Source organism: Pseudomonas sp. B19(2017), assembly GCF_002113165.1.
Taxonomy (GTDB): Bacteria; Pseudomonadota; Gammaproteobacteria; order Pseudomonadales; family Pseudomonadaceae; genus Aquipseudomonas.
Map to the genome: position 1 here is coordinate 25,759 of NZ_NEJR01000008.1, position 26,313 is coordinate 52,071.

At 63.7% G+C, this 26,313-nt stretch carries 21 protein-coding genes; 10 read left to right on the forward strand and 11 right to left on the reverse strand.

Annotation, left to right across the window (positions count from 1 at the left end):
• Positions 1 to 70 precede the first annotated feature (70 nt).
• Positions 71 to 1,093: a quinone-dependent dihydroorotate dehydrogenase gene (locus tag CAF70_RS13175; protein WP_085625206.1), complete on the reverse strand. Its 1,023-nt coding sequence runs from the start codon at positions 1,091 to 1,093 to the stop codon at positions 71 to 73.
• A 279-nt stretch (positions 1,094 to 1,372) separates the two neighbouring features.
• On the opposite strand from CAF70_RS13175, the gene CAF70_RS13180 reads away from it, so the two are divergent.
• The 5 genes from CAF70_RS13180 to cobA all read left to right on the forward strand — a co-directional run bounded on the left by CAF70_RS13180 (position 1,373) and on the right by cobA (position 7,051).
• A complete protein-coding gene (locus CAF70_RS13180; protein ID WP_085625207.1) occupies positions 1,373 to 2,587 on the forward strand; it encodes a CmpA/NrtA family ABC transporter substrate-binding protein in 1,215 nt (404 codons plus the stop codon).
• Between the two features lie 12 nt (positions 2,588 to 2,599).
• Positions 2,600 to 3,175: an ANTAR domain-containing response regulator gene (locus CAF70_RS13185; protein ID WP_013971673.1), complete on the forward strand. Its 576-nt coding sequence runs from the start codon at positions 2,600 to 2,602 to the stop codon at positions 3,173 to 3,175.
• A 216-nt stretch (positions 3,176 to 3,391) separates the two neighbouring features.
• A complete protein-coding gene (locus CAF70_RS13190) occupies positions 3,392 to 4,603 on the forward strand; it encodes a NarK/NasA family nitrate transporter (RefSeq protein WP_085625208.1) in 1,212 nt (403 codons plus the stop codon).
• A 9-nt stretch (positions 4,604 to 4,612) separates the two neighbouring features.
• On the forward strand, positions 4,613 to 6,283 hold the full coding sequence (locus CAF70_RS13195; RefSeq protein WP_085625209.1) for a bifunctional protein-serine/threonine kinase/phosphatase: 1,671 nt from the start codon (positions 4,613 to 4,615) through the stop codon (positions 6,281 to 6,283).
• Between the two features lie 27 nt (positions 6,284 to 6,310).
• Positions 6,311 to 7,051: a uroporphyrinogen-III C-methyltransferase gene (gene cobA / locus CAF70_RS13200; protein WP_085625210.1), complete on the forward strand. Its 741-nt coding sequence runs from the start codon at positions 6,311 to 6,313 to the stop codon at positions 7,049 to 7,051.
• 182 nt (positions 7,052 to 7,233) lie between these two features.
• Here the strand turns inward: cobA and CAF70_RS13205 are convergent, their stop codons facing one another.
• From CAF70_RS13205 to ppsA, 8 genes are all read right to left on the reverse strand, one after another.
• Positions 7,234 to 8,271, reverse strand: a complete 1,038-nt coding sequence (locus CAF70_RS13205) for an OmpA family protein (protein ID WP_046616285.1) — start codon at positions 8,269 to 8,271, stop codon at positions 7,234 to 7,236.
• A gap of 111 nt (positions 8,272 to 8,382) precedes the next feature.
• Positions 8,383 to 8,949, reverse strand: a complete 567-nt coding sequence (gene sigX / locus CAF70_RS13210) for an RNA polymerase sigma factor SigX (RefSeq protein WP_085625211.1) — start codon at positions 8,947 to 8,949, stop codon at positions 8,383 to 8,385.
• Positions 8,950 to 9,061: 112 nt separating this feature from the next.
• The gene (locus CAF70_RS13215) at positions 9,062 to 9,886 is read right to left on the reverse strand and encodes a mechanosensitive ion channel domain-containing protein (RefSeq protein WP_085625212.1); all 825 of its coding nucleotides are present in this window, start codon (positions 9,884 to 9,886) and stop codon (positions 9,062 to 9,064) included.
• Between the two features lie 2 nt (positions 9,887 to 9,888).
• The gene (locus tag CAF70_RS13220; protein WP_004376140.1) at positions 9,889 to 10,161 is read right to left on the reverse strand and encodes a hypothetical protein; all 273 of its coding nucleotides are present in this window, start codon (positions 10,159 to 10,161) and stop codon (positions 9,889 to 9,891) included.
• 204 nt (positions 10,162 to 10,365) lie between these two features.
• Entirely contained in the window at positions 10,366 to 11,361 is a 996-nt protein-coding gene (locus CAF70_RS13225; RefSeq protein ID WP_085625213.1) for a zinc transporter ZntB, read from the reverse strand.
• A 27-nt stretch (positions 11,362 to 11,388) separates the two neighbouring features.
• Positions 11,389 to 11,880, reverse strand: coding sequence for a ribonuclease E activity regulator RraA (rraA, locus tag CAF70_RS13230; RefSeq protein WP_085625214.1), 492 nt, complete (start codon positions 11,878 to 11,880; stop codon positions 11,389 to 11,391).
• Positions 11,881 to 12,099: 219 nt separating this feature from the next.
• Positions 12,100 to 13,092 (reverse strand): alpha/beta fold hydrolase, encoded by a 993-nt coding sequence (locus CAF70_RS13235; protein WP_256573289.1) that lies wholly within the window; start codon positions 13,090 to 13,092, stop codon positions 12,100 to 12,102.
• Between the two features lie 102 nt (positions 13,093 to 13,194).
• On the reverse strand, positions 13,195 to 15,570 hold the full coding sequence (gene ppsA / locus CAF70_RS13240) for a phosphoenolpyruvate synthase (protein ID WP_085625216.1): 2,376 nt from the start codon (positions 15,568 to 15,570) through the stop codon (positions 13,195 to 13,197).
• Between the two features lie 177 nt (positions 15,571 to 15,747).
• Here ppsA and CAF70_RS13245 point away from each other — a divergent pair, with 177 nt between their 5' ends.
• Complete coding sequence (locus CAF70_RS13245; RefSeq protein ID WP_024086557.1) at positions 15,748 to 16,566, forward strand: pyruvate, water dikinase regulatory protein; 819 nt, start codon at positions 15,748 to 15,750, stop codon at positions 16,564 to 16,566.
• 166 nt (positions 16,567 to 16,732) lie between these two features.
• Here the strand turns inward: CAF70_RS13245 and CAF70_RS13250 are convergent, their stop codons facing one another.
• The gene (locus CAF70_RS13250; protein ID WP_085625217.1) at positions 16,733 to 21,598 is read right to left on the reverse strand and encodes an NAD-glutamate dehydrogenase; all 4,866 of its coding nucleotides are present in this window, start codon (positions 21,596 to 21,598) and stop codon (positions 16,733 to 16,735) included.
• A 274-nt stretch (positions 21,599 to 21,872) separates the two neighbouring features.
• On the opposite strand from CAF70_RS13250, the gene CAF70_RS13255 reads away from it, so the two are divergent.
• Positions 21,873 to 22,226 (forward strand): hypothetical protein, encoded by a 354-nt coding sequence (locus CAF70_RS13255; RefSeq protein ID WP_085625218.1) that lies wholly within the window; start codon positions 21,873 to 21,875, stop codon positions 22,224 to 22,226.
• A gap of 185 nt (positions 22,227 to 22,411) precedes the next feature.
• Here the strand turns inward: CAF70_RS13255 and CAF70_RS13260 are convergent, their stop codons facing one another.
• Positions 22,412 to 23,317: a LysR family transcriptional regulator gene (locus tag CAF70_RS13260; RefSeq protein ID WP_085625219.1), complete on the reverse strand. Its 906-nt coding sequence runs from the start codon at positions 23,315 to 23,317 to the stop codon at positions 22,412 to 22,414.
• Positions 23,318 to 23,442: 125 nt separating this feature from the next.
• Here CAF70_RS13260 and lysA point away from each other — a divergent pair, with 125 nt between their 5' ends.
• From lysA to CAF70_RS13275, 3 genes are all read left to right on the forward strand, one after another.
• Positions 23,443 to 24,675, forward strand: a complete 1,233-nt coding sequence (gene lysA, locus CAF70_RS13265) for a diaminopimelate decarboxylase (RefSeq protein ID WP_085625220.1) — start codon at positions 23,443 to 23,445, stop codon at positions 24,673 to 24,675.
• A gap of 240 nt (positions 24,676 to 24,915) precedes the next feature.
• Complete coding sequence (locus CAF70_RS13270) at positions 24,916 to 25,359, forward strand: acetyltransferase (RefSeq protein ID WP_085625221.1); 444 nt, start codon at positions 24,916 to 24,918, stop codon at positions 25,357 to 25,359.
• A gap of 58 nt (positions 25,360 to 25,417) precedes the next feature.
• Positions 25,418 to 26,155 carry a GntR family transcriptional regulator gene (locus tag CAF70_RS13275; RefSeq protein WP_085625222.1) on the forward strand — a complete coding sequence of 246 codons (738 nt, stop codon included), beginning with the start codon at positions 25,418 to 25,420 and terminating at the stop codon, positions 26,153 to 26,155.
• Positions 26,156 to 26,313: the final 158 nt, after the last annotated feature.

Here is a 26,313-nt window from a genome sequence, read left to right on the forward strand (position 1 = left end):
GTGTAGCGTCAGCTTCAGCAGTGCGCTGAACCCTGTGGGAGCGGGCATGCCCGCGAATGGGCCCGTCAGGTTACCTCGGCATCGCAGCGATAGCATCCACCGCTTCGCGAATCAGCGCAGGCCCTTTATAAATGAAACCCGAATAAATCTGCACCAGGCTCGCCCCGGCAGCGATCTTCTCGGCGGCATGGCGGCCTTCGGTAATGCCGCCAGCGGCAATGATCGGCAGCTTGCCGCCCAGTTCGCCCGCCAGCACCTTGACGATATGGGTGCTCTTCTCCAGCACCGGCGCGCCCGACAGGCCACCCGCCTCGCCACCGTACGGCAACCCTTCGACACCTTCACGCCCCAGCGTGGTGTTGGTGGCGATTACCGCATCCATGCCCGACTCCATCAGCGCGGCAGCCACCAGGGCGGTTTCTTCGTCGCTCATGTCCGGGGCGATCTTGATTGCCAATGGCACGCGCTTGCCATGCATGCCGGCCAGTTGCTCGCGGCGCTCGGCCAGGGCATCGAGCAATTGCTTGAGCGAATCGCCAAATTGCAGGCTGCGCAGGCCCGGAGTATTTGGCGAACTGACGTTGACCGTGATGTAACTGGCGTCGGCGTACACCTTGTCCAGGCAGATCAGGTAATCATCGACGGCACGCTCCACCGGGGTATCGAAATTTTTGCCGATGTTGATGCCCAGCACGCCGTTGTATCGCGCAGCCCGCACCCGGCCGAGCAGGTGATCAACGCCCAGATTGTTGAAGCCCATGCGGTTGATGATGGCCGTAGCCTGCGGCAGGCGGAACAGCCGCGGCTTGGGGTTGCCCGGCTGCGGGCGCGGGGTGACGGTGCCGATTTCTACGAAGCCGAAGCCCAGCTGGGCGAAACCGTCGATGGCCGCGCCGTTCTTGTCCAGGCCGGCCGCCAGGCCCACCGGGTTGGCGAAGTTCAAGCCCATGACCGTAACCGGCAAAGCCGCCGGCTGCTTGCACAGCATGCCGTTGAGGCCGAGACGGCCACCGGCACCAATCAGGTCCAGGGACAGGTCGTGGGAGGTTTCCGGGGAAAGCTTGAACAGCAGCTGGCGGGCCAGGGTATACATGGGCGGGCAAGGCTCGGGGTGAATGAGGGGGCGATTATAGCCAGCGCGGGGCCGGCATGACAGCAAATCGTGGGCCTGCACTGGCCTCATCGCCGGCAAGCCGGCTCCCACAGGTACAACACAAGGGCTGAAACCTGTGCTGTACCTGTGGGAGCCGGCTTGCCGGCGATGAGGCCAGTGCAGGCGGCACAAGGCAGTTGCTCCACAGTGCTGCTGTCAGCTGGCACATCGGTTGCACCGGAAAAGCCCACTGCCTTATCAGTACGGGCGAGGAACCTTGTGAACACTGTACCCCGAGCAACGCCCCTGGCCTGGGTCAACGGCAGCGATGCCCCGGAAAAGCCCAGCCTGAACATCGGCTACATGGCCCTGACCGACTGCGCCTCGGTGGTAGTCGCCGCCACCCAGGGCTTCGCCCAGCAGCATGGCCTTACCCTCAACCTCAAGCGCCAGGGCTCCTGGGCCGGGCTACGCGACAAGCTGGTCAGCGGCGAACTGGATGCCGCGCATTGCCTGTATGGCCTGGTCTACGCCGTGCACCTGGGCATCGGCGGTGTACCGGCCAGCGCCATGGCCGTGCTCATGGGACTGAACCAGAACGCCCAGGCCATAAACCTGTCCCCGGCCTTGCAGCGCAAAGGCGTGACCAACCCTGAAGCACTGGCGCAACTGGTGCACCAGCGTGGCGCACGCCTCACCTTCGCCCAGACCTTCCCCACCGGCACCCACGCCATGTGGCTGTATTACTGGCTGGCCAGCCAGGGCATCCACCCGTTGCGCGACGTCGACAGCGTGGTGGTGCCCCCGGCACAAATGGCCGCGCATATCCAGGCCGGGCGCATCGACGGTTTCTGCGTGGGCGAACCTTGGGCTGCCGACGCTGTGGCCACCGGCCAGGGCTTCACCTTGGCCACCAGCCAATCGATCTGGCCGGACCACCCGGAAAAGGTCCTGGCTTGCGCCCGCGCCTTTGCCGAACAATACCCCAACAGTGCCCGCGCGCTGGTCAAGGCGGTCCTCGCCGCCAGCCGCTTCATCGAGCAAAGCCCGGAAAACCGCCGCAGCACTGCGCAACTGCTCAGCGGTAGCGCCTACCTGAACACCCCGCTGGCGAGTATCGAACCGCGCCTGCTCGGCAGCTATCACGATGGCTTGGGCAACCACTGGCAAGACCCGCACGCCTTGCGCCTGCACGACCACGGCCGGGCCAACCTGCCGTACCTGTCCGACGGCATGTGGTTCATGACCCAGTTCCGCCGCTGGGGCCTGCTGCGCGAAGACCCCGACTACCTCGGCGTGGCCCGCCAGGTCCAGCAGCTGGCGTTGTATGGCGAGGCGGCACAAAGCCTCGGCGTGGCCTGCCCCGAGCAGCCGATGCGCAGCAGCCTGTTGATCGACGGCAGCCGTTGGGATGGCAGCGACCCCTACGGATATGCCCGCAGTTTCCGCCTGCATGCTCTGGGCGACCTGCCTGATACCCGTGTCGGCGCGTGAGGGGGACCGTTCATGTTGCGCATACTGCTGATCGACGACACCCAGAGCAAACTCGGCCGCCTCAAGGCGGCCTTGAGCGAGGCCGGCTTCGAGGTCATAGAAGCCCCTGGCCTGACCATCGACCTGCCCGCGTGCGTGGAAACGGTGCGCCCGGACGTGGTGCTGATCGATACCGATTCACCGGACCGCGATGTGATGGAACAGGTGGTGCTGGTCAGCCGTGACCAACCGCGGCCGATCGTGCTGTTCACCGACGAGCACGACCCCGGAGTGATGCGCCAGGCGATCCAGGCGGGGGTCAGTGCCTACATCGTCGAAGGCATCCATGCCGCGCGGCTGCAGCCGATCCTGGATGTGGCCATGGCCCGCTTCGAAAGTGACCAGGCGCTGAAGGCGCAGCTGCTTGCGCGTGACCAGCAACTGGCCGAGCGCAAGCGCATCGAACAGGCCAAGGGTTTGCTGATGAAGATGAAGGACTGCAACGAAGAACAGGCCTACACCCTGATGCGCCGCCAGGCCATGAGCCGGCAGCAGAAGCTGATCCAGGTGGCCGAGCAGATCATTGCCATGCATGAGATGTTGGGCTAGCGGCCTGCTTCACGCAGCCCATCGCGACACAAGGCCGCTCCTACAAAGGGACTGCATCACGGAGAGTTGGCCCGGCTCTTGCTGAGGTTAGTGCACCGGTAGCCAACGGCGGTTGCCCCACTTAAATCCCGACAAAGACGTCGCTATCCCCTCCACCCACGTGGAGCGGGTGGCGGCGTCTTTTTCGTTCCGTTGCATTGCCGAGTGAGGTGTTCGATGAGTACCAGCTTCTGGAAATCCGGGCATGTGCCCACGCTGTTCGCCGCGTTCCTGTACTTCGACCTCAGCTTCATGGTCTGGTACCTGCTTGGCCCACTGGCGGTGCAGATTGCCGCCGATCTGCAGCTGAGTGCACAACAACGGGGCCTGATGGTGGCCACACCGATCCTGGCCGGGGCGGTCCTGCGCTTTGCCATGGGCGTGCTGGTGGACCGCCTGTCGCCCAAAACCGCCGGGCTGATCGGCCAGGTAGTGGTCATTGTCGCCCTCGCCGCTGCCTGGCACCTGGGCGTACACAGCTATGAACAAGCGCTGCTGCTGGGCGTTTTCCTCGGTTTTGCCGGCGCTTCGTTCGCCGTGTCACTGCCACTGGCCTCGCAGTGGTATCCACCACAGCATCAAGGCAAAGCCATGGGCATTGCCGGTGCCGGCAACTCCGGCACAGTGTTCGCCGCCCTGCTGGCCCCGGCGCTGGCTGCGGGCTTTGGCTGGCACAATGTGTTCGGCTTTGCGCTGATCCCGCTGTCGCTGGCCATTGTGGTGTTCGCCCTGCTGGCACGCAATGCCCCGCAGCGGCCCAAGCCAAAAGCCATGGCCGACTACCTCAAGGCCCTGGGCGACCGTGACAGCTGGTGGTTCATGTTCTTCTACAGCGTCACCTTCGGCGGCTTCATCGGCCTGGCCAGCGCCCTGCCCGGCTATTTCAGCGACCAGTATGGCCTGAGCCCGGTCACCGCCGGCTACTACACCGCTGCCTGCGTATTCGCCGGCAGCCTGATGCGCCCACTCGGCGGCGCCCTGGCCGACCGCTTCGGCGGTATCCGCACGCTGCTGGGCATGTACAGCGTGGCGGCTATCTGCATCGCCGCGGTCGGCTTCAACCTGCCCGGTGCCGCCGCCGCACTGGCCCTGTTCGTCAGCGCCATGCTCGGCCTGGGAGCCGGCAATGGCGCAGTGTTCCAGCTGGTGCCGCAACGCTTCCGCCAGGAGATCGGCGTGATGACCGGGCTGATCGGCATGGCCGGCGGCATCGGCGGCTTCCTGCTGGCCGCCGGGCTTGGCACCATCAAGCAGCACACCGGTGACTACCAGCTGGGGCTGTGGCTGTTCGCCAGCCTGGGCTTGTTGGCCTGGTTCGGCCTGCACGGCGTGAAACAGCGCTGGCGCACCACCTGGGGCTCGGCTGCGGTTACTGCGGCGCGCGTCTGAGGCATAGCCATGAGCCTGCAACTGAACTTTGCCCAGGCCAGCGCCACCGGGCCACGCGAGGAAAACCAGGACGCCCTGCGCCTGGTTACCCCGGCGCCGGAGCTGGCCGCCAGCAAGGGCTACCTGTTCGCCCTCGCCGACGGCGTCAGCCAATGTGCCGATGGCGGCCTGGCAGCCCGTGCCAGCCTGCAGGCGCTGGCCCTGGACTATTACGCCACCCCTGCGACCTGGAGCGTGGCCCAGGCACTCGACCGCCTGCTGCTGGCGCAGAACCGCTGGTTGCGCGCCCAAGGCAGTGGCCAACCACTATTGACCACCCTCAGCGCGCTGGTGCTGCGTGGCCGGCGCTTCACCCTGGCACATGTAGGCGATTGCCGCGTGTACCGCTGGCACGCTGGGCACTTGCAATGCCTGAGCGAAGACCATGTATGGGACCAGCCGGGCATGCAGCATGTACTCAAGCGAGCACTGGGCCTGGACCAGCACCTGCTGGTGGATTATCTGGAAGGCGAGCTGCAGCCGGGCGAGTGCTTTCTGCTGCTGAGCGATGGCGTATGGGCCAGCCTGGGCGACCAGCACATCCAGGCGGTGCTGCGCGAGCAACCCGACCTGCAACTGGCAGTCGACACCCTGGTCGCCAGCGCGCACCTCAACGGCAGCCAGGACAATGCCAGTGCCTTGCTGGTGCAGGTCGAACATCTGGGCACGGCCAACCTGGGCGACACCCTGGCACAGCTGCAGCATTGGCCGGTGCCCGGCCCGCTGCGTGAGGGCCAGGTCATCGATGGCTGGCAAACCGAAAAGCTGCTGTCGCACAGCCGCCAGTCGTTGCTGTACCGGGTACGCGATGGCCAGGGCCAGGCCTGGCTGCTGAAGACCCTGCCCGCCGCACGCGAGCGGGAGCCTGGCGCGGCGCAAGGGCTGTTGCTGGAGGAATGGTTCCTGCGCCGGGTCGCGGGTCGGCACTTTCCCGAGTTGCACGCCGCCAGCCAGCGCCAGCACCTGTACTATGTGATGCGCGAATACCCCGGCCAGAGCCTGGCGGCGCTTCTGGCCGAACATGGCCCGCTGCCCATGCCGCAGTGGCTGGAGCTGGCCAGGCAATTGCTGCAGGCAGTCGGCGTACTGCACCGGCGCAACCTGCTGCACCGCGACATCAAGCCAGACAACCTGCACCTGGGCAGCGATGGCCAGCTGCGCCTGCTGGACTTCGGCCTGGCCTACTGCCCGGGCCTGTCCGAAGACCCGCTGCACGAGTTGCCGGGCACACCGACGTACATTGCCCCGGAAGCGTTCGACGGCCAGCCGCCCAGCCCACGCCAGGACCTGTATGCCGTGGGCGTGACGCTCTATCACCTGCTTACCGGTCACTACCCGTACGGCGAGGTGGAGGCCTTCCAGCGCCCGCGCTTTGGCCAGCCGGTCAGCGCCGCGCGCTACCGCCCCGACCTGCCGGAATGGCTGCAGCATAACCTGCAGCAGGCGCTGGCAGCCGATCCGGCGCAGCGCTTCGAAACAGCGGAACATTGGCTGCTGCTACTCGAACGGGGCGACCGCCAGGAACTGCCCAGCCGGCCACGGCCGTTGCTGGAGCGCGAGCCGTTGAAGGTCTGGCGCACCCTGGCCCTGCTGTCCTTGCTGTTCAACCTGATACTGCTGCTCACCCTGCTCAAGGGCTGAACGCGCCTTGCCGATGAGGAAACCCTGATGAATGCAAAAGTCTGGCTGGTTGGTGCCGGCCCTGGTGACCCCGAACTGCTCACCCTCAAGGCTGTGCGCGCCTTGCAGCAAGCTGCCGTGGTGATGATCGACGACCTGGTCAACCCGGCGCTGCTGGCGCATTGCCCGCAGGCCCGGGTGATTGCCGTGGGCAAGCGCGGCGGCTGCCGCTCCACGCCGCAGGCGTTCATCCAGCGCCTGATGCTGCGCCATGCGCGGCAAGGGCGCTGCGTGGTACGGCTCAAGGGCGGTGACCCGTGCATCTTCGGCCGTGGCGGTGAGGAGGCGCTGTGGTTGCAGGGGCATGGTATCGAGGTGGAAGTGGTCAACGGCATCACCGCCGGCCTGGCTGGCGCCACGCAATGCGGGATTTCCCTGACCTCACGGGGTGTGAGCCGGGGCGTGACGCTGGTCACCGCTCATACCCAGGACGACAGCGAGCTGAACTGGGCGGCCTTGGCCCAGGGCGGCACGACGCTGGTGGTGTACATGGGCGTGGCCAGGCTGGAGCAGGTGCGCCAAGGGTTGCTTGAAGGGGGCATGGCAGCGGCGACGCCGGTGGCGATGATCGAAAATGCCTCGTTGCCGCAGCAGCGGGAGTGCAGGAGCGATGTGCGGGGTATGGTCGAGGATGCGCGCGGGTTTGGCTTGCGTAGCCCGGCGATAGTGGTGATTGGGGAGGTGGTTGGAGAGCAGGTGGCTCGGGACCTTGTGGCAATTGCTGGATGATAGGGTGCCTCATCTGGCCCCTTCGCGGGTAAACCCGCTCCCACAGGTACTGCACCTGTAATGAAATCGGTGCAGTACCTGTGGGAGCGGGTTTACCCGCGAAGAGGCCGTCACAAGTGACACAAATCCCAGGCAAAGAAAAACCCGGCCGAGGCCGGGTTTTTCCTGAAGCTTCAAACCAATTACTTGGCCTGGGCTTCTACCTGAGCTTCAACGCGACGGTTGATAGCGCGGCCTTCTTCGGTGGCGTTGTCGGCAACCGGACGGGTTTCGCCGTAGCCAACCGAGTCAACACGGCTGGATTCAACGCCGTACTGCTGGGTCAGGACCTGCTTGACAGCGTTGGCACGACGCTCGGACAGCTTCTGGTTGTAAGCGTCTGGGCCGACGGAGTCAGTGTGACCTTCCACGGTGGTGGTGGTCTGTGGGTACTGCTTCATGAAGTCAGCCAGGTTCTTGATGTCGCCGTAGCTGTTTGGCTTGACGACCGACTTGTCGAAGTCGAACTTGACGTCCAGCTCAACGCGAACGACTTCGGCAACAGCCGGGCAGCCATCAGCGTCAACGGTAACGTTGGCCGGGGTGTCAGGGCACTTGTCGACGTTGTCGCAAACGCCGTCGTTGTCGGAGTCGGAGCACACTTCGGCAACTGGAGCCGGAGCGACTTCAGCTTGCTTCGGGCTACCGCCGAAGTTCAGACCAACACCAACGGTCGGACCCCACTCGGTGTTGCCGTTGTCGATGTTGTACATGGCTTCTACGCCGGCACGGGCGAAGAACATGTCGGTGATGTACCACTTGGCGCCAGCGCCAACGTTGGCGAAGGTGGAGTGGTCGCGGCCGCTACGAGTGGCCTGGCCCAGGCTCTCGTGAGCGAAACCGGCGGAAACGTATGGACGCAGAGCGTCGCCCACGGTACCGAAGTGGTAGGTAGCGTCGAGCTTGGCCTTGGAACCTTTGATGTCTTTGTTGAAGACTTCACCACGCGCGTTGTGGGTCTCGTTGTAGCCGAGGTCCAGGGAAACGTCGTCGGTCAGGAAGTAGCCCAGGCGAACACCAGGATTGGTGCCGTCGTTCTTGAAGTTACGTTCGCTGTCGTAGTACTGCTTGGTAACGTTGCCTTCGATTTCCACAGCGCCTTGGCCTTGAGCCAGAACGCCGAAGGAAGTAGCAGCGACGAGCGAGCCAATGGCCAAGCCCAAGGTGTTTTTCAATTTCATCCGTTAAATCCCCATCTGGTGATAGTTAAGCAGTCCCACCACAAACAAGGGGGACAACTCGACGGCAAGTCTAGCAGAACTCGCCGGTTCGTTAGAGATATTTGCAGGCCACTAAGTTTCATCAAGGCCGGCAAATTTCTCTCGAAGCTTGTCTAGCGCGCGCTTGTAGCGCATTTTCGTTGCGCTCAGGCCCATGTGCATGATGTCGGCAATTTCCTGAAATTCCAGCTCTGCGACAAATCGCAGCACCAGGATTTCCCGGTCAATCGGGTTCACATGCACCAGCCACTTGTCCAGCCCGCCTTTTTCTTCCGGCTTGGGAGCCTTGTCTTCGGACGCCTCTTCCACAGGGTCCAGACTCAAGGCATCCATCAACCGGCGTTTACGGCGCTCCTTGCGGTACTGGGTAATGCATTCGTTGTAGGTGATGCTGTAGAGCCAGGTCTTGAACTTGGACTTACCCTCGAAGTTCTTCAGCCCGTACAGCACTTTCAGCATGACTTCCTGACAGACATCGTCCGCGTCACGGTCGTTCCCCAGGTAACGTGCACAGACGTTGAACAGGGTCCGCTGGTAGCGCCGCATGAGCTCTTCATAGGCGCGGGTAACGTGGAATAGCTCCTCATGCGAACGCGCCACCAACTCTTCGTCGGTGAGCTCGCGGGGGTCATAACGCATGGGCGGCGAATGAACTTTATTCAAAACGGATCTGGCCGACAGTCAGGTCAATGTCGCCGCGCGACCCCGTGGGTCGATTTTCGCGGCGGCATACATTAACAGCTTTGTGCGGTTAGCGGCTATTGACGCGCTGTTCAAGCAGCTCGCGGTTGGACAGCGACACCAGTTCGCCATCATCGGTCAGCAGCGTCGTCTTGACCGTACCGATTTCCTCGATATGTCCTTCGACCTCTCCAATCCGCACCTGCTGGCCCACCTGATACAGCTCGCGCACGTAGATGCCGGCCAGGATCTGCCCGGCGATTTCGCGGCTACCCAAGCCCATTGCCAGCGCAACGGCCAGACCAACGGTAATCAGCCCGATCACGATCACATGGTTGAGCAGGTCGGTTTTCACCTCCAGCTGGCTGATGGCCACCGAGATGCTGATGATGATCACCAGGCCTTGGGTAATACGCCCCAGGCCCGCCGAGTATTCCAACCCGATGCCTTCGGCAGCGCCGCGCACCAGGCCGTTGGCCACCTGGGCCAGCAGCACGCCGGCCAGCAGCACCAGGGCTGCACCGAACACCTTGGGCAGGTACAGGGCGAGCATGTCGAGGGTTGCCGACACGCGCTCCAGGCCCAGCGATTCAGCGGCCGAGACCAGGAAGATGAGCAGCACGAACCAGTAGACGATCTTGCCGACCAGGGTCGAGATCGGCACCTGGATGCCGACCCGGCCGAGCATCTTGGTCAGCCCGGTGCCGCCCATCAGGCGGTCCAGGCCGAACTTGGCCAGCAGTTTGGACAGCAGCGTGTCGAGCAGCTTGGCCACCACGAAACCGAGCAGCACCACGACCAGCGCGCCGAACAGGTTAGGGATGAAGTTCGCTACCTTGGTCCAAAGGGCAGTCATGGCAGTGACCAGGCTCTGGGTCCAGAGATCGAGTTCCATATTCAATCGGCCTTATCTGCTTTGCTGCCGTTGGCAGCGTTGCGGGAAGAATGTCGACGCACCGGCGCAACATGCGCCGCGCCATTGTTCACGGCGATCAGCAGCGCCTGGCTCCAGCGGCCAAGCAGGCTGAACAGATCACCTGCGCCAACCTGGCGGTTGGCGGTTTTCAGCACGCGACCCAGGCAGGCGGCGTCGTCCCGGTCATCCCGGTCATTGCCGGAGGGTGACGCCTTGAGCAGGTCGCGCAGGGATTCTTCAAACGGATCGTGCATGGGCACCTCGCGCAGTGTCAGTCAGAGACGAGATGGCCGGGCGATGGGTCACACATCGCATTGGGACGAATGTTTCAAAATGAATGCGCGATGCATTCTTCGCGGGCACGCCCGCTGCCACAGGGACCGCGCCAGTTTCAGCAGCGGCGCTGTACCTGTGGGAGCAGGCAAGCCCGCGAAGAGGCCAGGACAGGCGCAACAAATCTAGACCCACCGCAACCGCCGGAACAGCCACCACTGCCCCACCGCCAGCCCCAGCACGACGATGCAGGCAAACAGGAAGCCATAGGGGTTTTCCGCCCCCGGGATACCGCCGACATTGATACCCAGCAGCCCGGTGATGAAGCTCATGGGCAGGAAGATGCAGGTAATGATGCCGAAGCGGTACATGGTGCGGTTCATCCGCTCGCTGCGCCGGCGATCCTGGCTTTCCAGCACCAGTGCCGCCCGCTCGCGGGTCAGGTCGAGCTCTTCGAGGTAGCGGATCAGGCTGTTGTTCAGCTCGTTCCAGTAATCGGCGTCGGCATCGACAAACCAGCTCCATTTGCTGCGCGAAAGCTGGGCGTAGATCTCCCGCTGCGGGGCGAGGAAACGCCGCAGACCGGCGGCACGCCGACGGATCTGCTGCAGGCAGCCGTTTTCCGGAGTGTACCGTTCGTCGGATTCAACCTTTTCTTCTTCCAGATCGACCAGTTCGGACAGGTCGCTGACCAGGCCCTGGACCTTTTCGGTCAGCAGTTCACCCATCAGCAGCAACAGCTCGGAAGCCGATTTCGGGCCCCTGCCCTCCTCCAGCTGCTGGAGAATCTCGTCACTGGCGCGCAACGGCCGCAGGCGCAGCGAAATAACCCGCTGCGCCTCGGCGAAGATGCGTACCGAGACCATGTCTTCGGGCTCTGCACCCGGGTTGAGGTTGACGCCACGCAGGAACAGCAACAGCTGTTCATCGGCCATCGGCAGCAGGCGCGGCCGGGTGTTTTCCTCCAGCAGCAGCTCGCAGGCAAACGCGCTCAAGCCGCTGTCATTCAACAGCCAGGTGCGGGTTTGCGGATGACTGCGGTCCCAGTGCAGCCACAGGCTCTGCTCGGGCTGCAGCTGCAGGTCGTTCAGCTCGGTACGGGCAACCGAGCGCGCGCCGCCTTTGCCATCGAGCACCAGGGCATGTACCAACCCCCACTGCGCGTTGTCTTCCTCGAACATCAAAGCTCCATCAGCGCAGGCGGCGCATCATGCAGGCATTTTCAGCGGGCTTGGCGAAACCAGCACGCCATTGTTGTCGGCGTACACGTACTCGCCCGGGCGGAAGGTCACCCCGGCGAAGGTCACTGCCACGTTGAGCTCGCCGACGCCGCGCCTGTCGGTCTTCATCGGGTGGCTGGCCAGGGCCTGTACGCCAAGATCGGTCTGGATCAGCACGTCGACGTCACGCACGCAGCCGTAGATCACCAGGCCTTCCCAGCCGTTTCTGGCAGCCTTTTCGGCTAGCATGTCGCCGAGCAGTGCGCGGCGCAGCGAGCCACCGCCATCGACGACCAGGACCTTGCCCTTGCCATCGAGCTCGACCTGCTCCTTGACCCGCGAGTTGTCTTCGAAGCACTTGATGGTAACGATCTGGCCACCAAACGAATCACGGCCACCAAAATTGCTGAACATCGGTTCCAGCACCTGCACCAGGTCCGGGTATGCATCACACAGGTCGGGCGTTACGTAATGCTGCATGGGAAGCTCCTGTCAGTCACAACGAAAGCGGGTATCGGTAGAGGCTACACCGTAGAGCCCATTGCAGTCATCCGGGACCGAGTGGTCAGTTGTGTTTTGCCTGTTCCGGCCCTTTCGCGGGCACGCCCGCTCCCACAGGGATCACACAGGGGCTGAATGCTGTGAGGTCCCTGTGGGAGCGGGCGTGCCCGCGAAAGGGCCAGCACAGGCGGCGCAAACTCAGCTGATGGGCACAGGCTCCGCCACCACCGTGGATTCATGCACCGGCACAAGCGGATCCCGCAGCCAACGCTCCACCAACGGCCACACCTGCACCTGCGCGGCCTTGCTCACCAGCATGTCGACATGCCCGAAAGCCTCGAAGCCTTCCTCGCGCCCCAACCGCAGAAACTGCTTGCGCTCACCGCCCAACTGCTCGAACAGCTTGCGGCAAGCCCACACAGGGTCCTGGAAGTCCCCCGCTCCGGCCACCGCCAACAGTGGCACATCCACCTCGGCCAGCCCCGCCCACCAGTCGTTCTGCTTGTCGCCAAAACGCCCGAACAGGCCATGCCAGCGCATGCTCTCCAGCGCCAGGCCTATCGGCTCGTCCTCCGGCCCACGCTTGAAACGCGGCCCGGAAATCTGCCCCCAGCGCTTGAGCAGCAGCTTCGCACCCCAGGCCAGCGGCGGTACCTTCAACGGCCAGTACACCCGGCTGATCTGAGTACCGAACAGCGCCACGCTGGCGACCTGCCCGGCAGCCAGAAAACCACCGCCAAGCGCTGCCGCCAGGGTCGTCCCCCCCAGGGAATGGCCCACCCAATGCGGCGTCTGGCCCGATTGCTCGCGCACGAACGCGGCAATCAGCGGCAGGTCATCGCGGGCATAGGCGGCAACGCTGTTGTGCTTCCAGTCATGGTTGCGCGGCGACAGGCCGTGACCTCGCATTTCCGGGATCCACACATCGAAGCCGGCGCGGGCGAGATAGGCCCCCAGGCCAACCCCTTTGGGCGAATACCAGAATCGGCGGTTGGAGAAGCTGCCGTGCAGGAGAATGACCGGCACGCCCTGGGCCTGGTCCTGATCAGCCAGCCCCAGGCGGGTGACAGCCAGCTCGACGCTGGGGTCAGGGCTGTTGCCGGCCTTGATCCGGTACACGTCTTCGCTGAGGTCGCCGCGGCGTTCGGCACTGAGCAGGGCCACGGGAAATAGAGTGCTGCTGCTTTGCATAAGGTTGCTTGGTGCACAAAAAAGGGCGGGATCCATTGCTGGAGCTCGCCCTGGAAAAAACCAGGCGGGGGTGCGCCAGACGCACCCCCGCGTTTTACTGCATCAGACCGCGCCCTGGCCTTCAGCCAGGTAGAACCAGGTTTCGAGTACCGAGTCCGGGTTCAGCGACACGCTGTCGATACCCTGCTCCATCAGCCACTTGGCCAGGTCCGGGTGGTCCGACGGGCCCTGGCCGCAGATGCCGATGTACTTGCCGGCCTTGTTGCACGCGGCAATGGCGTTGGCCAGCAGCTTCTTCACCGCAGGATTTCGCTCGTCGAACAGGTGGGCGATGATCCCCGAGTCACGGTCCAGGCCCAGGGTCAGCTGGGTCAGGTCGTTGGAGCCGATCGAGAAGCCGTCGAAGTACTCCAGGAACTCTTCGGCGAGGATGGCGTTGGACGGCAGTTCGCACATCATGATCACGCGCAGGCCGTTGTCGCCACGGGCCAGGCCGTTTTCAGCGAGCAGGTCGACGACCTGGCTGGCTTCGCCCAAGGTGCGCACGAACGGCACCATGATTTCGACGTTGGTCAGGCCCATCTCGTTGCGCACGCGCTTCAGCGCACGGCACTCGAGCTCGAAGCAGTCACGGAACGATTCGCTGATGTAACGCGAAGCGCCACGGAAGCCCAGCATCGGGTTTTCTTCTTCCGGCTCGTAAAGCTTGCCGCCGATCAGGTTGGCGTACTCGTTGGACTTGAAGTCCGACAGGCGCACGATGACCTTTTTCGGGTAGAAGGCTGCCGCCAGGGTGCTGATGCCCTCGACCAGCTTCTCGACATAGAAACCGACCGGGTCGTTGTAGCCGGCGATGCGCTTGTCGACGCTGTCTTTCAGGTCGGCTGGCAGGCCGGCGTAGTTCAGCAGTGCCTTGGGGTGCACACCGATCATGCGGTTGATGATGAACTCCAGGCGCGCCAGGCCGACACCGGCATTGGGCAGCTGGGCGAAATCGAAGGCACGGTCCGGGTTGCCGACGTTCATCATGATCTTGAACGGCAGGTCGGGCATGGCGTCGACCGAGTTCTGCTTGACGTCGAAGCCCAGCTCGCCCTCGAAGATGAAGCCGGTATCGCCTTCGGCACAGGATACGGTCACGCCCTGGCCGTCTTTCAGTACCTGGGTGGCGTTGCCGCAGCCGACCACGGCCGGAATGCCCAGCTCACGGGCGATGATCGCCGCGTGGCAGGTACGCCCGCCACGGTTGGTGACGATGGCGCTGGCGCGCTTCATCACCGGTTCCCAGTCCGGGTCGGTCATGTCGGAGACCAGCACGTCGCCCGGCTGGACCTTGTCCATTTCCGATACGTCGTTGATCACGCGGACCTTGCCGGCGCCGATGCGCTGGCCAATGGCACGGCCTTCGACCAGTACGGTGCCCTTCTCTTTCAGCAGGTAGCGTTCCATGACATTGGCGCTGGAGCGGCTTTTCACGGTCTCAGGGCGCGCCTGGACGATGTACAGCTTGCCGTCATCACCGTCCTTGGCCCATTCGATGTCCATAGGGCGCTGGTAGTGCTGCTCGATGATAATGGCCTGCTTGGCCAGCTCGCTGACCTCGGCATCGGTCAGGCAGAAGCGTGCGCGCTCGGCGCGGTCCACTTCGACGGTCTTGACCGAGCGGCCGGCCTTGGCTTCTTCGCCGTAGACCATCTTGATCGCCTTGCTGCCCAGGTTGCGGCGCAAGATGGCCGGGCGGCCGGCCTGCAGGGTGTTCTTGTGCACGTAGAATTCGTCAGGGTTGACCGCACCCTGTACCACGGTTTCGCCCAGGCCGTAGGCGCCGGTGATGAACACCACGTCGCGGAAGCCCGACTCGGTGTCGAGGGTGAACATGACGCCGGCAGTGCCGGTTTCGGAACGGACCATGCGCTGCACGCCCGCGGACAGGGCTACCAGCTTGTGGTCAAAGCCCTGGTGAACGCGGTAGGCGATGGCGCGGTCGTTGAACAGCGAGGCGAACACTTCCTTGGCTGCGCGGATCACGTTGTCGACGCCGCGGATGTTGAGGAAGGTTTCCTGCTGGCCGGCGAACGAGGCGTCCGGCAAGTCTTCGGCGGTGGCAGAAGAACGCACGGCAACTGCCATATTGTCGTTGCCGGCAGCCATCGCGGCGAAGGCCGTACGGATTTCCGAATCCAGACGTGCCGGGAAGTCGGCTTCCATGACCCACTGGCGAATCTGCGCGCCGGTCTTGGTCAGGGCATTGATGTCATCCACGTCGAGTGCGTCGAGTGCGGCATGGATACGGTCGTTGAGACCACTCTGTTCGAGAAAATCGCGGTACGCCTGCGCCGTAGTGGCAAAGCCGCCCGGCACCGATACACCAGCACCTGCGAGGTTGCTGATCATCTCGCCCAGGGATGCGTTCTTGCCCCCCACATGCTCTACATCATGGACGCCGAGCTTATCGAGGGAAACTACGTACTCTACCAAGGTGATCTCTCCACTAACTGTATTGGAAAAGCTCAAGGGCGCCCGCCTGCCTTCATTGACTTGGCCGGACGCTTGTGGCCTGTACCTGGAAAATAAGTGAGAATGCCGACAGCCGCATTCGGCAAACCGAACTTATCATATCCAGAAAACGTCATCAGCTTAAGGCCCAGATCGCAAATGAAACGAACCGCGTTCTTCATCTCCGACGGCACCGGCATCACCGCCGAAACCCTGGGCCAGAGTCTGCTCGCTCAATTCGAGAGCATTCCCTTCAATAAATTCACCCGTCCCTACATCGATTCGCCGGAAAAGGCGCGAACCATGGTCCAGCAAATCAACGCTGCGGCCGAGCGCGATGGTGTACGCCCGATCATCTTCGACACCATCGTCAATCAGGACATCCGTGAGATCCTGGCGACCTCGAATGGCTTCATGATCGACATCTTTTCTTCGTTTTTATCCCCGCTTGAACAGGAATTGACCGCCCATTCGTCGTATTCCGTCGGCAAGTCGCACTCCATTGGCGGCAATTCCAACTACATGGAACGCATCGAGGCGGTGAATTTCGCCCTGGACAACGACGATGGCGCGCGCACCCACTACTACGACAAGGCCGACCTGATCCTGGTAGGCGTATCGCGCTGCGGCAAGACCCCCACCTGCCTGTACATGGCCATGCAATTCGGCATCCGCGCCGCCAACTACCCGCTGACCGAGGACGACATGGAGCGCCTGCAGCTGCCGGCGGTGCTGAAAAAGCACCACAACAAGCTGTTCGGCCTGACCATCGACCCCGACCGGCTGACCGCCATCCGCCATGAACGCAAGCCGAACAGCCGCTATTCCAGCTTTGCCCAGTGCGAGTTCGAAGTGCGCGAGGTGGAGAACCTGTTCCGCCGGGAGAACATTCCCAACATCAATTCCACGCATTTTTCGGTGGAAGAGATTTCGGCGAAGATCCTGGTCGAGAAAGGGGTGGAGCGCAGGTTCAAGTAAGCCTGCACCGGCCTCTTCGCGGGTAAACCCGCTCCCACAGGGACCTCACTACACTCAAGTCTTGTGATATCCCTGTGGGAGCGGGTTCACCCGCGAAAGGGCCAACACAGGAATAAAAAAGCCCCGGCATCACTGCCGGGGCTTTGTTTTTACCTCACGCAAACCCTCAGGACGGCACCACCGCCGCCTGCCCGCTAATGGCCAGGTCGACCAGCTCGCGGTTGGCCACCGCGTACATCGCATAGTCGGTGCCAGTGGCATTGCGCAGGTCGTCCAGCATGGCGCGCCAGCGCTCCACCATCACCCGGTGCTGCTCGGCCCACAGCGCCACGCGGGCGTCCATGTCTTCCGGCGCATCGGCCATCTGCAGTACCGAGATGGTGATCGCCCGCTGCTGCAGGTCGATGTCGTCGCGGAACGCCTCGCGGGCCAGCGCCTGCCAGTTGTTCTCCACCGGCAGGTTGCTGATTTCCTGAAGGTACCAGGTCAGGTCCAGTGCGCTGCCCACGGCGAAGAACGCCTTGGCCACCTGCGCCGGGTCATGCCCGGTGACATCAGCCGCCTCGATGATCGGCAGCAGGGTGTACAGATGGCTGGTGCCAGCCACCATGCGCGCCAGCAACTCCGGCACACCGGCTTCGACAAAGCCCTGGTAACGCACCATCCAGCGCTCGCGGGTCGGGCCTTCGAGCAACTCGTCGAGCTTGAGCCCCAGTTGCGCGATCTTCGGCCCGAAATGCGCGGTGTCACGCCCGGCGTCCTGCTCGTTGCGGCGGCTGCGCAGGAACCAGCGGGTGGCACGGCGGCCCAGGCGCATCAGCTCGTCCATCAGGGTCAGCTGGATCTCCGCCGGCACCTGGTAGTCCAGTGCCTCGATCTGGCGGAACCAGTGCGGCAGGTGGAAGATGTCGCGCACGATCACGTAGGCACCGGCCACGTTGGCCGGGCTCATGCCGGTCGACTCCTTCAGGCGCTGGACGAAGGTGATACCCATGTTGTTGACCAGGTCGTTGGCGATCTGGGTGCTGACGATTTCGCGCTTCAGGCGGTGACGGCGCATGGACTCGGCGAACTTGCTGACCAGCGACGGCGGGAAGGCGGTTTCCATGTCGCGGGTCAGGTAGTCGTCGTCCGGCACCAGCGACTTGAGCAGCTGTTCCTTGAGGTCGATCTTGCTGTACGAGATCAGCACCGACAGCTCGGCGCGGGTCAGGCCCTGGCCGGCGGCCAGGCGCTCGGCCAACTGCTCTTCGGACGGCAGGAACTCGATGGCGCGGTCCAGCTTGCCACGGGCTTCCAGGTCAGCCATCAGGCGCTTGTACTCGGCAATCCGCTCGCGGGCGCGGCGGGCAGCCAGCGACAGCGCCTGGGTCTGCTTGTAGTTGTTGCCCAGCACCAGGCCGGCCACTTCGTCGGTCATGCTGCCCAGCAACTGGTTGCGCTGCTTCTCGGTCATGTCGCCACCCTGCACCACTTCGTTGAGCAGGATCTTGATGTTGACCTCGTGGTCGGAGCAGTCCACGCCGCCGGCGTTGTCAATGAAGTCGGTGTTGGTGGCACCGCCGTGAAGGCCGAACTCGACCCGGCCAAGCTGGGTCATGCCCAGGTTGCCGCCCTCGCCCACCACCTTGCAGCGCAGTTCGTTGCCATTGACCCGCAGCGCGTCGTTGGCCTTGTCGCCGACATCGGCGTGGCTCTCGGTGCTGGCCTTGACGTAGGTACCGATGCCACCGTTCCACAGCAGGTCTACCGGTGCCTTGAGCAGTGCATTGAGCAGCTCGGTCGGGGTCAGGCGGTCGGCGTCGATGGCGAAGCGCTCTTTCATCTGCGGGCTGATGGCGATGCTCTTGGCACTGCGCGGGAAGATCCCGCCGCCTTCGGACATGATGCTGGTGTCGTAGTCGCTCCAGGCCGAACGTGGCAGGTCGAACAGGCGCTTGCGCTCGGCAAAGCTTGCGGCTGGCTCCGGGTTCGGGTCGATGAAGATGTGCAGGTGGTTGAACGCCGCCACCAGTTGCAGCTTGTCGGACATCAGCAGGCCGTTGCCGAACACGTCGCCGGCCATGTCGCCGACGCCAATGACGGTGATCGGGTCTTCCTGCACATTGATGCCGCGCTCGCGGAAGTGGCGCTGCACGCCCACCCAGGCGCCGCGCGCGGTAATGCCCATTTTCTTGTGGTCGTAACCGGCCGAGCCGCCCGAGGCGAAGGCATCGCCCAGCCAGAAGCCGTAGTCGATGGCAATGCCGTTGGCGATGTCGGAGAAGGTCGCGGTGCCCTTGTCGGCGGCCACCACCAGGTACGGGTCGTCATCGTCATGGCGCACCACGTTGGCCGGTGGCACCACACCACCGTCCTTGAGGTTGTCGGTGATGTCGAGCAGGCCGGAAATGAAGATGCGGTAGCACGCCACGCCTTCGGCAGCGATCTCGTCACGGCTGCCGCCCAGCGGCAGGCGGCGCGGCAGGAAGCCGCCCTTGGCGCCGACCGGCACGATGACCGAGTTCTTCACCTGCTGGGCTTTTACCAGGCCCAGCACCTCGGTGCGGAAGTCTTCCTCACGGTCGGACCAGCGCAGGCCGCCGCGGGCGACGTTGCCAAAGCGCAGGTGCACGCCCTCGACCCGTGGCGAGTAGACGAATATCTCGAACTTGGGCACCGGTTTAGGCAGTTCGGGGATCAGCTTGGGGTTGAACTTGAAGCTGAAGTACGACTTGTTCTGGCCGTTGGCGTCCGGTTGGTAGAAGTTGGTGCGCAGGGTGGCCTTGATCAGGTCCAGGTAGCGGCGCAGGATGCGGTCTTCGTTCAGCACCTGCACGTCATCCAGCGCGCTCAGGATGGCTTGCTCCAGGCGCAGCTGCTTGTCATCCAGGTCGTCCTGGGTGAGCTTGCGCGCCAGGTAGAAGCGGGTCTTGAACAACCGGGTCAGCTCACGGGCGATGTCGGTGTGGTTGTTCAGGGTGCTGGCGATGTAGCCCAGGTCGAAGCCCAGGCGGATCTGCTTCAGGTAGCGGGCATAGGCACGCAGCAGCGCCACGTCGCGCCATGGCAGGCCGGCGGTCAGCACCAGGCGGTTGAAGGCATCGTTCTCGGCATCGCCGCGAACAATGTGGATGAAGGCGTCCTGCAGCACATCGTTGAGCTGCTGGATGTCCAGGCTCAGGCCTTCGCTGTAGGTGAAGGCGAAGTCGTGGATCCAGTATTCGCGGCCACTGGCATGGCGCAGCCGGTACGGGAACTCGCCGAGCACGCGCAGGCCAAGGTTTTCCAGGATCGGCAGCACGTCGGACAGCGCCAGCGGCGTGTCGGCGTGGTAGAGCTTGCAGTGCAGGATGCGCTCGCCGACCTGGGTCAGCGGCTGGTAGAAGCTCATCGCCAGCGGCTTGCTTTCCGACAGGTTCAGCACGTGCTGCAGGTCGACTACCGCCGAGTGCGCGGCGAAGCGCTCGCGGTAGCCGGCCGGGAACCCTTTGGGGAAGTCGGCGAGGATGTTGGTGCCCTGGGCTTCGCCGAAGTTCTCGATCACCAGCGCCGAGTAGTCGTCATTCCACGAGCGGCAGGCCTGGATCACTTCGCGTTCCAGCTGCTGCGGGTCGATGTCGATGCGGTTTTTCGGGTCTACCCGCAGAATCAGTTGCACACGGGCCAGCACCGATTCGGAGAAGAAGGTCCAGAACTCGCAGTCGCTGGCCTTCAGGCGCTCCATCAGCACCTGCTGGATCTTCTGCCGCACTTCGGTGGAGTAGATTTCCCGTGGAACATAAGCCAGGCAGTAGCAGAAGCGGCCGTACGGGTCCTTGCGCAGGAACACGCGGATCTTGTTGCGCTCCTGGATTTGCACAATCGACATGACCGTGCTGAACAGCTCGTCGACCGGGGTCTGGAACAGGTCGTCGCGCGGCAGCACTTCCAATACCTGCGCCAGTTCCTTGCCCAGGTGGGCTTTGGGATCGAAGCCCGAGCGGCGCTCTACTTCGGTGACCTTTTCACGGATATAAGGGATGGCATGCACGCTTTCGCCGTACACCGACGAGGTGTACAGGCCCATGAAGCGGTGCTCCTTGATCACCTTGCCGTCGGCATCCAGCTGGCGGATCGACACGTAGTCCGGGTAGGCGGGGCGGTGTACGCGGCTGGGCAGCGCGGCCTTGGCGAACGACAGCAGCAGCGGCTCGTTGAGGTAGGCCACGGCATAGTCTTCGATGCGCAGTTCGTCGCTGGTCAGGCCCACACGCAGGCGGCGCGGCAGGCCGAGGAACGACTGCTCGTCGTAGACCATCTGGCCGCCTTCGGCGCCGCCCTTGACGGTGAATTCTTCATAGCCCAGGAAGGTGAAGTGGTTGTCCAGCAGCCACTCGAGGAACGCCTTGACCTCGCCTTTTTCGTGGTGCGCCGGGCCAAAGGCGGTCTGTTCCACCTCCGCCACCACTTCACGCAGCTTGGCCTTCATCGGTTCGAAGTCGGCCACCACCACCCGCACCTCGGCCAGCACCTGCTCGATCTCGCGGGCCAGCACCGTCAGCTCGGCGGCGTTTGCGCAACGGTCGATCTCCAGGTACATCAGCGATTCATGGCGTACGCCCTCGCCCTGGGTGCCCTTGGGCAGCAGCTCCAGCAGCTCGCCCTTGGCGCCGCGGCGTACGCTGAGCACGGTGGTCTGCAGGGTGTGGATGCTGTAGCCGCGGCGGTTGAGCTCGGTACGTACCGAGTCGACCAGGAACGGCAGGTCGTGGTGCAGCACTTCGACCACGCTGTGGGTCGATTGCCAGCCATTGCGTTCGTAATCGGGGTTGTACACCCGTACTTGCGGGTATTCGGGGTCGAAACGCTCGATGATGCGCCAGGCTGACAGGGTGCAGCCGGCCAGGTCGGAAAGCCTGCGTTGGGTGAGTTCGTCCAGAGAGATGATGCCGAAGAACTGCTCGGCGAACAGCGCAACTTGTGGCAGGGACTGTTCGCTGATGTGCTGCGCCAGGGCCGCTTGCAGTTGATGCTGGAAGTCGGCTTTGCTGGCTGCGGTGAAGAACGCCATCTGTGGTACTCCGCTTGGGCTTTGTAATAGTTGAAGCGTCGCTGCGTGCGCCATGTACGGATCAACGATAGCCAACCCGTGGCAAAGCGGACGGTAAAACCAGGCGTTGAGCGTGCACAGGCACGCCCAGGGCTCGCCGAAGCTTAACGACTGATCGGTCATCAAGGCTTGCAGCGCTGCGACAATTTCGGTCAAGGGGCGGTAACTTTACGTTTATGCCTGTCGGCAAGGCTGTCAGAATTGCCTTCCGTTTCCTTTGATCCGAGCCTTGTCCATGCAAATCAATACTGCCCTGCTGTTCGCCACCCCTTGCGATGACGAGGAAGACAACATGGCGACCCTGTGCTGCCACAGCGACAAGGGCCAGATGTTTCTGCTGACCCGCTATCCGGACGAAGACACCGTCGACCTGACCCTGGATGACGAGCCGTCGACGCTGGATGGGTTGAAAGTGACCCTGAGTGCCAAGCGCCTGCTGATCGAAGTGGCGGCCGGTGACCGCGATGCACTGAAGGGCGATGACGTGCTGGAGATCAACCTGACCAGCGAGTTGAGCGACATGGATGAGGTGAAGGAAACCCTGGAGAACATCCTGGCCGGGACCGGTACCTTCGTCTGCGAAATCTGAACACTTGCGCGGTCCCTGTGGGAGCGGGCGTGCCCGCGAAGCAGGCGACGCGGTGGCTGGCACCGGCTACGCCGGTGTTCGCGGCCACGGCCGCTCCCACAGGGACCGCATGAACCCGAAACCTGCGCGATCCCTGTGGGACCGGCTTTACCCGCGAAGCAGGCAACGCGGTGGCTCAGAGGGCTTCAGATCAGTGCCGCCTGCATCTCCCGGGCCTGCACCCGCAACGCCTCACAAAACGGCTCCACCGCCGCCGACGCCGGCCGGTGGTCCGGCCTGATCAGCATCACCTGGTATGGCACCGACACCCGCAACCGCCGGATCGGCAACCCGCCCTGCGCCGCCTCCAGTCCGCTCAGCGGGTTGATGATCGCCACTCCCAGGCCCTGCCTGACCATGGCACATACCGAGGCAGCACTGGTGGTCTCGATGACCGTGCGGCGGTTCACCCCCGCCGCACGGAAGTGCTGGTCCAGGCGCTGGCGGTAAGTGTCGAGGCTGGCCAGGTTGATGAAATCGACCTGGTGAAAATCGCTCAGCTCCAGCTCGGACCTGGCCTGCAACGGGTGCCCGTCAGGCAGCACGCATACCATGTTGGCGCTGAACAGCAATTCACCGTAGGCGCCACGCGGTATCTGCTCGACCTCGGTCAGGCCCAGGTCATGCTGCTGGGCCACCAGTGATTCTTCCAGCAACGGCGACTCCTGCGCCAGGATACTCACGCTCACCCCCCGGTGCTGCTGGTGAAAGCGCTGGCAAACCTTGGGCAGCAAGGTCTGGGAAAACAGCGGCAGGCAGGTAATGGCCAGCCGGCCCTGCTCGAAGTTGCGAATGGCCTGGGCAAAGCGGTCGATGCGCTCCAGTCCTACGTAGGCCCGCTCAACCTCCTCGATCAACAGCAGCGCCTGGGCCGTCGCCACCAGGCGGCCACCTTCGCGCTCGAACAGGTTCAGCCCGGTTACCTGCTCCAGCCGCGCCAGCTCACGGCTGACGGTGGGCTGCGAGGTAAACAGCAGGCGCGCCGCACCGGTAACGCTGCCAGCGGCCATGATGGCGCGGAACACTTCGATATGGCGGACGGACAGTTTCACGGCAATACCTGGCAAGTCGACGGATGCTCATATCAGATATGAATGGCTTACAGAAAAATAGCTATTTTTCTGAATTACTGCTTTGGCTCATTCTCGTGGCCTTCCTTATTATGAGTAACGCCACCATGACTGCACCCTTCCCGCTTCTGGCCGAGGCTGTCCGCCAGCACGGCTCGCCGCTGTGGGCCTACGACGCCGGCACCATCGCCGAGCGTGTCGAACAGCTGAAAGCATTCGACACCGTGCGCTTCGCCCAGAAGGCCAACCCCAACCTGCACGTGCTGCGCCTGATGCGCGCCCACGGCCTGGTGCTGGACGCGGTGTCGCTGGGCGAAATGGAACGGGCTTTTGCCGCGGGCGCAAGCGTGGATGGCGACCCTGCCGGCGTGGTGCTGACGTGCGATGCGCTGGATCGGCCTACCCTGGAGCGGGTAGTGGCCTCGAAGATCGAAGTCAACGCCGGCTCGATCGACATGCTGCGCCAGCTGGGCGAACGCTCGCCCGGCCACCGCGTGTGGATCCGCATCAACCCCGGCTTCGGCCACGGTCACAGCCGCAAGACCAACACCGGCGGCGAGAACAGCAAGCACGGTATCTGGCACGAAGAACTGGGCGAAGCGCTGACCTGCGTGAAAACCTACGGCCTGCACCTGGTGGGCGTGCACATGCACATCGGCTCCGGGGTGGATTACCAACATCTCGAGCAAGTGGCCCGCTCGATGATCGAGCTGATCGGCCGCCTGGGCGTGGACATCGAGGCGTTCTCCATTGGCGGCGGGCTTTCCACCCCGTACCGCAGCAGCGACACGCCGGTCGACCTGCAACGCTACGCCCGAACCTGGGCCGTGGCCCGCAAGGAAATCGAAGCGATGCTGGGCCACCCTGTGCGCATGGAGATAGAGCCAGGGCGCTTCCTGGTGGCGGAATCGGGCTACCTGGTGGCCGAGGTACGCGCCGTGAAGCAGGTCGGTCGCAATACCTTCGTCATGATCGACGCCGGCTTCAACGACCTGATGCGCCCGGCGATGTACGGCGCCTACCACCGCATGACCCTGCTCGACGCCAACGGCCAGCCGGTGGACCGCCCACGGCAGCCGACCGTGGTGGCCGGGCCGCTGTGCGAGTCGGGCGATGTATTTACCCAGGATGATCAGCAACTGACCCCGCATGACCTGCCCCAGGCGCAGGTGGGTGACCTGCTGGTGATCCACGACGCCGGGGCCTATGGCGCGTCGATGTCGTCGAACTACAACAGCCGGCCATTGCTGCCGGAGTTCCTGATCGAGGATGGCGCGCTGCGGATGATCCGCCGGCGGCAGACGGTGCAGGACCTGCTGAGCCTGGAGGCTGGCCTCTAAGCACGATCCACCCGGCACGGGCTTCGCCCGTGTTCGCGGGTAAACCCGCCCCCACAGGTACGACTCTGCCCTCCAGGCCGGCGCCGTACCTGTGGGAGCGGGTTTACCCGCGAAAGGGCCAGCCCAGGCAACGCATCAACTGATGCGCTACGCACCGTCCATTGCCCCACCCCATACAATCCGGGTACCCTTTTTCTTCCTCCCGGCCTTCCCGGCCATCCACCGCTCAGGCATGACCCCATGATCATTCGCCAAAGCATCGCTGCAGACCACCCGCAACTGCTCGATATCTGGCTGCGCGCCGTACGCGCCACACATCACTTTCTGCAAGCCTCCGACATCGACGCGCTGCTGCCGCAATTGCGCGACGTCTATTTTCAGGCCGTCGAACTCTGGGTTGCAGTTGACACCGAAGACCGCCCGCTGGGCTTTATCGGCTTCAATGGCGACCACGTGGAAATGCTCTTCGTCGACCCTGAGCGCCACGGCCACGGCATAGGCCGCGCGCTGCTGGATTTCGGCCGCCAGTCGCGCAGCACGATGAGCGTCGATGTCAACGAGCAGAACCCGCAGGCAGTGGGCTTCTATCGGCATTACGGCTTCATCCAGACTGGCCGCTCACCGCTGGATGGCGAGGGGCGACCGTTCCCCTTGCTGCATATGAGCTTGCCCGCACAGGCTTGATTTCCGGGGCCGCTTTGCGCCCTGCCGCTGTTACACATTTGCGAGACAGACCAAAGGTATGAACCCGACGCGCTATTCCATCGTGGCAAAGGACCTGATGGAAGGCATCGCCAGCGGCCGCTACCCGGTGGGCAGCCTGCTGCCAACCGAGTTCGAACTGTGCGAGCTGTACGATGTGAGCCGGCACACGGTGCGCGCGGCGATCAACCAGTTGCTCGACCAAGGGCTTGTATCGCGGCGCAAGCGCGTGGGCACCCGGGTCGAGGCCAGCACCCCGCGCGGTGGCTACTCGCAGTCATTGGCCAGCGTGGCGGAGCTGGCGCACCTGGCGCAAACCCAGCAACGGGAAATCCAGGACGTTCGCCACTTCGTCGCTGACCTGAACCAGGCGGCGCGGCTGGGGCTGGTACCGGGCGAGCATTACTTCTGCGTGTCCAGCATCCGCGTCGACCGCGCGCACAACGCTGCACCGCTGTGCTGGAGCGCTGTGTATGCGCAGCGCGATTATGCCGAAGTCATCGAGTTGGCCCGCGAGCACCCCGACCAGCTGATTGCCGGGCTGATCGAGCAGCGCTATGGCCGGTCGATCGCGGTGGTCGACCAGCAGGTGCGGGCAGTGTTGCTGAGCACGGAAATGGCCCGGGCGCTGAAGGCCGAGGCAGGCGCGCCGGGGCTGAAGATCACTCGCCATTACCGCGAGGAAAACGGCGACCTGATGGCGGTTGCCGAGACGGTGCACCCGGATGATCGCTTTACCCTGGTTACCCAGATACGTCGGGATCGGTCGCCGTCCTGATCGGGCAATCGGGGCCGCTGTGCGGCCCATCGCCGGCAAGCCAGCTCCCACAAGGATCGCGCCAGCTTTTAGAAATTGAGCAAGACAGTTGCTCCCAGAAGTACTGCACAAGGCTTGAGGTCAATGCAGTCGAGGTGGGAGCTGGCTTGCCGGCGATG